This window comes from Hydrogenophaga sp. (assembly GCF_011390835.1).
Classification (GTDB): domain Bacteria; phylum Pseudomonadota; class Gammaproteobacteria; order Burkholderiales; family Burkholderiaceae_C; genus Hydrogenophaga.
On the sequence record NZ_JAABRQ010000026.1, the window covers coordinates 46036 to 52788 of the forward strand.

Consider the following 6753-nt stretch of genomic DNA (forward strand, 5'->3'; position numbering starts at 1 on the left):
AAGGACCGTCGGCGGTCAGCCATGCGCTGCAGTCGGTTCAGACAGCCAGGCGCTTGCGGCCCTTGGCTCGGCGGGCGTTGATCACAGCGCGGCCACCGCGGGTCTTCATGCGAACGAGAAAGCCGTGGGTGCGGGCGCGTTTGATCTTGGAAGGCTGGTAAGTGCGTTTCATGGTGCTTGAGGGGGAATCGGGAAAACCCGCCATTATCGCAAACAAACGCCTGACGCGGCAAGCACTTGGCCAGATGAGCTGCGAGGTCACTTCAGGCCGCCGCTCGCCCAATGGGTCCGCAAGCGGGTCAACCCGGGTTGTGGATAAGTGGCCGGGGGGCCTACAATTGCCGGCTCGCTTCGCGCCCTTTATCCACAACAACAGCCTTGCCGCCGCCTCCCGCATGATCGAGGGCTCCCTTCCCATTTCGCCGTCCGCCGACCCCTCGTCGCTGTGGTCGACCTGCGTCGATCAACTGGCACAGGAGATCCCTGAACAGCAGTTCAACACCTGGATCCGACCGTTGTCGGCGGTGGTCGCTCCCGACCAGTCCAAGGTGGTGCTGGCCGTGGCCAACCGCTTCAAACTTGACTGGATCCGCACCCAGTACGCCGCCCGGATCGCCGCCCTGCTGGAAGCCAACCAGGGCAGCCCGGTCACGTTGGAGTTGGTGCTCGCTCCGCGTGAAGGTCCCAGCCGGACCTCACCTGCGCCCCGATCGGTTCAAGATCAGGTGCTGTCGGAGCTGCCCGATCTGGCGCCAGTGGAGCCCCTGGCGCACACCGGCCCGCGCACGCGCCTGAACCCGGCGCTGACCTTCACCACTCTGGTCGAGGGCTCGGCCAACCGCATGGCGCGCGCCGCCGCGATCCACGTCGCGGGCAGCCTGGGCCAGCTCTACAACCCACTCTTCATCTACGGCGGCGTGGGTCTGGGCAAGACCCACCTGGTGCACGCCATCGGCAACCACCTGCTGGCCGACCGCCCACAGGCCAAGGTTCTCTACATCCACGCCGAGCAGTTTGTGTCGGATGTGGTCAAGGCGTATCAGCGCAAGACCTTCGACGAGTTCAAGGAGCGCTACCACTCGCTCGACCTGCTACTGATCGACGATGTACAGTTCTTCGCCAACAAGGAGCGCACGCAAGAGGAGTTTTTCAACGCCTTCGAGGCCCTGCTGGCGCGCAAGAGCCACATCGTGCTGACCAGCGACACCTATCCCAAGGGCCTGGCCGACATCCACGAGCGCCTGGTTTCGCGCTTTGATTCCGGCCTCACGGTGGCGATCGAGCCGCCGGAGCTGGAGATGCGGGTCGCGATTCTGATCAACAAGGCTGCGGTGGAAAACGCCGTGATGCCGGAAGAAGTGGCCTTCTTCGTGGCGAAAAACGTGCGCTCCAACGTGCGTGAGCTCGAAGGCGCGCTGCGCAAGATCCTCGCCTATTCGCGCTTCAACCAGAAAGAGATTTCGATCCAGCTGGCCCGCGATGCGCTCAAAGATCTGCTGTCGATCCAGAACCGGCAGATTGGTGTGGAGAACATCCAGAAAACGGTGGCGGACTATTACAAGATCAAAGTCGCCGACATGTATTCCAAGAAGCGCCCGGCCAGCATCGCCCGCCCGCGCCAGATCGCCATGTTTCTCGCCAAGGAGCTGACCCAGAAAAGCCTGCCCGAGATCGGCGAGCTGTTTGGCGGGCGCGACCACACCACGGTGCTGCACGCGGTGCGCAAGATCGGCGCCGAGCGCCAGCAGAACAATGAGCTGAACCAGCAACTGCACGTGCTGGAGCAGACCCTGAAGGGATGACGACCGGCGTGGCCAGGTCGCCCTCAGGGTGGCTCGGCAGCGTTTTAAAGGAATCCTCTGTAAAAAGGGGAAAATAGGGGGGTTTGGCCAAGCCAGCCACCCAGAATAATTGACGCGCGCCCGGCGCGCCCGAAGCTCACCAGAGAGGCGAAAGAGTCCCACATGATCGTTTTGAAATCTACCCAGGACAAGGTACTGGCCGCACTGCAATCGGTGGCCGGCATTGTCGAGCGCCGCCACACGCTGCCGATCCTGGCCAATGTGCTGCTGCGCAAAACCGGCTCGCAAGTGCAGCTCACCACCAGCGACCTCGAAATCCAGATCCGGACCACGGCCGAGCTCGACGGCGATAGCAGCAACTTCGCCACCACACTGGGCGCGCGCAAGCTGATCGACATCCTGCGCACCATGCCGGCAGACCAGACGGTCAGCCTGGAGTCCACCGGCGGCAAACTCATCCTCAAGGGTGGCAAGAGCCGCTTCACGCTGCAAAGCATGCCAGCCGAAGACTTCCCGCTGGTGCAGGAATCGGCCAGCTTCGGCCCCGCTTTCAGCGTGCCGCAGAAAACGCTCAAGAGCCTGCTGAGCCAGGTGTCGTTCTCGATGGCGGTGCACGACATCCGCTATTACCTGAACGGCATCTTGTTCGTGGCCGAGGGCAAGCAGCTCAGCCTGGTCGCCACTGACGGCCACCGCCTGGCGTTTGCCAGCGCCACGCTGGATGTGGAAGTGCCCAAGCAGGAAGTGATCCTGCCGCGCAAGACCGTGATCGAGCTGCAGCGCCTGCTGTCGGACAAAGAAGGCGCGATCGAGATGCAGTTCGCGGCCAACCAGGCCAAGTTCAGCTTCGACGGCATGGAGTTCGTCACCAAGCTGGTCGAGGGCAAGTTCCCCGACTACAACCGCGTGATTCCTAAGAACCACAAGAATATCGTGACGCTTGGCCGCCAACCGCTGCTGGCCTCGCTGCAGCGCACCGCCATCATGACGAGCGAGAAGTTCAAGGGAGTGCGCCTGAACATCGAGCCGGGCTCGCTGCGCGTGGCCTCCAGCAACGCCGAGCAGGAAGAGGCGGTGGACGAACTCGATGTGGACTACACCGGCGACACGATCGAAATCGGCTTCAACGTCACCTACCTGATCGACGCGCTGCAAAACATGAGCCAGGAGATGGTGCGCGTCGAACTGTCCGACGGCAACAGCTCCGCGCTGGTGACCAACCCCGACGACAACGCCTTCAAGTACGTGGTCATGCCGATGCGGATCTGACCGCACCTGCCAGCTGTGACTCCCCTAGCCCGACCCGCTCACCAGCGGGTTTGGCGTTTCTAGCGAATCTGAAAAGCCTCTTATGTCCGACGAAAACAAGCCCGCCGAATCCGTCAACACCGGCGAGGCGAGCAGTCAAAGCTCCAATTTTCAGCCCACCATCGACAGCAACCAGGTCGGTGCGAGCGAGGGCTACGGCGAGGGCGCGATCCAGATCCTGGAAGGTCTGGAGGCGGTGCGCAAACGCCCGGGCATGTACATCGGCGACACGTCGGACGGCACCGGCCTGCACCACCTGGTGTTCGAGGTGGTCGACAACTCGATCGACGAGGCCCTGGCCGGCCATTGCGACGACATCGTGGTGACCATCCACAGCGACAACTCGATTAGCGTCACCGACAACGGCCGCGGCATCCCCACCGGCGTGAAAATGGACGACAAGCACGAGCCCAAACGCTCGGCGGCCGAGATCGCACTCACCGAGCTGCACGCCGGCGGCAAGTTCAACCAGAACAGCTACAAAGTCTCGGGTGGTCTGCACGGCGTGGGCGTCAGCTGCGTGAACGCACTCTCGATCTGGCTGCGCCTCACGGTGCGCCGCGAAGGCCAGATGCACCAGATCGAATTCGCGCGCGGCTTCGTGCAAAACCGCATCCTGGCGATGAAAGACGGCGTGGAGATTTCGCCGATGAAGATCGCCGGGCCGACCGAGAAGCGTGGTACCGAGGTGCACTTCCTGCCCGACACCGACATCTTCAAAGAGAACAACGATTTCCACTACGAAATTCTGTCCAAGCGCCTGCGCGAACTCTCGTTCCTTAACAACGGCGTGCGCATCCGCCTGAAAGACGAGCGCACCGGCAAGGAAGACGACTTCTCCGGCGCCGGTGGCGTCAAGGGCTTTGTGGACTTCATCAACAAGGGCAAGACCACGCTGCACCCCAATGTGTTCCACGCCATGGGCGACCGCGCCAGCGACCAGGGCACCAACATTGGCGTGGAAGTGGCTATGCAGTGGAACAGCGGCTACAACGAGCAAGTGCTCTGCTTCACCAACAACATCCCGCAGCGCGACGGCGGCACCCACCTGACCGGCCTGCGCGCGGCCATGACGCGCGTCATCAACAAGTACATCGAAGAGAACGAGTTCGCCAAGAAGGCCAAGGTCGAGGTCACCGGTGACGACATGCGCGAAGGTCTGTGCTGCGTGCTGAGCGTGAAGGTGCCCGAGCCCAAGTTCAGCAGCCAGACCAAGGACAAGCTGGTCTCCAGCGAAGTGCGCGGCCCAGTGGAAGACATCGTCTCGCGCCTGCTCACCGACTACCTGCAGGAGCGGCCGAACGACGCCAAGATCATCTGCGGCAAGATCGTGGAAGCTGCCCGCGCCCGCGAAGCCGCGCGCAAAGCGCGCGAAATGACGCGCCGCAAAGGCGTGCTCGACGGCATGGGCCTGCCCGGCAAACTGGCCGACTGCCAGGAAAAAGACCCGGCGCTGTGCGAGATCTACATCGTGGAGGGCGACTCCGCAGGCGGCTCGGCCAAGCAAGGCCGCGACCGCAAATTCCAGGCCATCCTGCCGCTGCGTGGCAAGATCCTGAACGTGGAAAAAGCGCGCTACGAGAAGCTGCTGACCAGCAACGAAATCTTGACGCTCATCACCGCCCTGGGCACAGGCATCGGCAAGGCCGGCGGCGAAGGTGCCAACAGCGATGGCAAGGACGATTTCGATGTGGCCAAGCTGCGCTACCACCGCATCATCATCATGACCGACGCCGACGTGGACGGCGCCCACATCCGCACCCTGCTGCTCACCTTCTTCTACCGCCAGATGACCGAGCTAGTCGAGCGCGGCCACATCTACATCGCGCAGCCACCGCTCTACAAGGTGAAGGCCGGCAAGGAAGAGCTGTACCTGAAAGACGGCGCGGCGCTTGACGGCTTCCTGCTGCGCATCGCGCTGAAAGATGCCAAAGTGTCCACCGGCGGCGCAACCAATACCGTGCTCGAGGGCGACACGCTCGACGCGCTGGCGCGCAAACACCAGGTGGCGGAGAACGTGATCGCCCGGCTCTCCAACTTCATGGACGCCGAGGCGCTGCGCGCCATGGCCGACGGCGTGAGCATCATGCTCGACACGGTGGAAGAGGCCGAAGCCAGCGCCATCGCGCTGCAGGCCAAACTGCGCGAGCTCAGCACCACCGGCGTGCCCGCCGAGGTGGCGGGCGAATTTGACGCGCGCACCGACAAACCCATTCTGCGCATCAGCCGCCGCCACCACGGCAACATCAAGAGCAGCATCATCACGCAGGACTTCGTGCACGGTGCCGACTACAGCGCGCTCGCCACGGCAGCGGAAACCTTCCGCGGCCTGCTCGGCGAAGGCGCCAAGGTCATGCGCGGCGAGGGCGACAAGCAGAAGGAAGAAAAGGTAAGCGACTTCCGCGTGGCCATGCAATGGCTGATCTCGGAGGCTGAGCGCACCACCAGCCGCCAGCGCTACAAAGGCCTGGGCGAAATGAACCCGGCCCAGCTCTGGGAAACCACCATGGACCCCACCGTGCGCCGCCTGCTGCGCGTGCAGATCGATGACGCGATCGAAGCCGACCGCGTGTTCACGATGTTGATGGGCGACGAGGTTGAGCCGCGGCGAGATTTCATTGAGAGCAATGCGCTGCGGGCGGGAAATATTGACGTTTGATTTTTTTGTAGGCAATCCCATAACCTGAGAAATTGAGACCCATAAGTTGAGAAACTTATGGGTCTTTCTCCATGAATTGCCCCTGACTATTGGCTCCAGACCTGCCCCAGGAGTCGAGATGTTGAGCCGCTTGGCCCACCTGCGAAGTCGATGCTGCGTGCTGCCGTGCGGCAGATGAGTTATTTCGTTGTAAGGTTGATGCGCTTAAACCGCTGCTCGCCGAGGAACTCAAATTTTCGCTGGAAGAGAGCGGCAAGACGCGCATCTGCTGTTGCGAAGAAAACCTGTTTTCGGCTTCCAACAACCACATCGCGCAGGTAGTCGAGGAATGACAGAGCGTTGAGGTCGTCGATATGCGCGACAGGGTCGTCGATGAGAATTACGGGTGGAGCGGTCGTTGCGCTTTCGTTGAGTGCGAGAAAAATTGACAGCGCAAGCGCTGCACGTTGGCCCGTGCTGACCTGGTTGACGTCATGCTGCCGCGCATCATCTCGACGAATGATGAGTTGGCCATCACTGAAGCTGCCGAGCGTGTACTCGGGAGGTGAATGAATTTGGGCGAAGACATCACTGACCTTGCCCCTGATGGCGACGAAAGAGTCTGCAGTCGCCTTATCCAGCGAGTGGTTCTCCACGATGTTGGCAAGCGACGTCGTTGCGCGACTCAGGTTTCCTCTAGCAGCCATCGTCTTGGACAGGCGACTGGTCGCCGCTTGCAATTCGCCTTCCTTCCCCTTCATAAGAGACCCGGCACCCGCTTCCAGCTCGCAAGCCTGCATAGCCTTATCAAAATCGAGTAAACAAGCCTGAAGTGCATTTTGAAGCGTCTCGACGGACGCGTTTGACGGTAGGCGTACGGCGGCCTCAATCTCTTTCATAGCGGTTGAGGTGCAATAGGCCTGAAGACACAGGCGCCCAGAGGGTCGCTCCTTGGTCGATGTCCAGTGACGTGGCCCAGTGAAACGGCGACGTTGTTCGGCCGTC

At 62.0% G+C, this 6753-nt stretch carries 5 protein-coding genes; 3 read left to right on the top strand and 2 right to left on the bottom strand.

Features of this window, described 5'->3' with window-relative positions; translation table 11 throughout:
- Positions 1–37 precede the first annotated feature (37 nt).
- Positions 38–172 (bottom strand): 50S ribosomal protein L34, encoded by a 135-nt coding sequence (gene rpmH / locus GPT34_RS14600; RefSeq protein ID WP_066096666.1) that lies wholly within the window; start codon positions 170–172, stop codon positions 38–40.
- Positions 173–395: 223 nt separating this feature from the next.
- Here rpmH and dnaA point away from each other — a divergent pair, with 223 nt between their 5' ends.
- The 3 genes from dnaA to gyrB all read left to right on the top strand — a co-directional run bounded on the left by dnaA (position 396) and on the right by gyrB (position 5769).
- Positions 396–1802 carry a chromosomal replication initiator protein DnaA gene (gene dnaA / locus GPT34_RS14605; RefSeq protein ID WP_291013906.1) on the top strand — a complete coding sequence of 469 codons (1407 nt, stop codon included), beginning with the start codon at positions 396–398 and terminating at the stop codon, positions 1800–1802.
- A 162-nt stretch (positions 1803–1964) separates the two neighbouring features.
- Positions 1965–3071, top strand: coding sequence for a DNA polymerase III subunit beta (dnaN, locus tag GPT34_RS14610; RefSeq protein ID WP_291013909.1), 1107 nt, complete (start codon positions 1965–1967; stop codon positions 3069–3071).
- 82 nt (positions 3072–3153) lie between these two features.
- Complete coding sequence (gene gyrB, locus GPT34_RS14615) at positions 3154–5769, top strand: DNA topoisomerase (ATP-hydrolyzing) subunit B (RefSeq protein ID WP_291013912.1); 2616 nt, start codon at positions 3154–3156, stop codon at positions 5767–5769.
- 179 nt (positions 5770–5948) lie between these two features.
- Here gyrB and GPT34_RS14620 read toward each other — a convergent pair.
- A partial coding sequence (locus GPT34_RS14620) for an ABC transporter ATP-binding protein (RefSeq protein WP_291013914.1) occupies positions 5949–6753 on the bottom strand: 805 nt, incomplete at its 5' end.

What these genes read in the sequence shown, in the direction of transcription:
- gyrB (WP_291013912.1), top strand. Translation starts at nt 3,154, where the DNA reads ATGTCCGACGAAAACAAGCCCGCCGAATCCGTCAACACCGGCGAGGCG.
- dnaA (WP_291013906.1), top strand. Translation starts at nt 396, where the DNA reads ATGATCGAGGGCTCCCTTCCCATTTCGCCGTCCGCCGACCCCTCGTCG.
- rpmH (WP_066096666.1), bottom strand. Translation starts at nt 172, where the DNA reads ATGAAACGCACTTACCAGCCTTCCAAGATCAAACGCGCCCGCACCCAC.
- dnaN (WP_291013909.1), top strand. Translation starts at nt 1,965, where the DNA reads ATGATCGTTTTGAAATCTACCCAGGACAAGGTACTGGCCGCACTGCAA.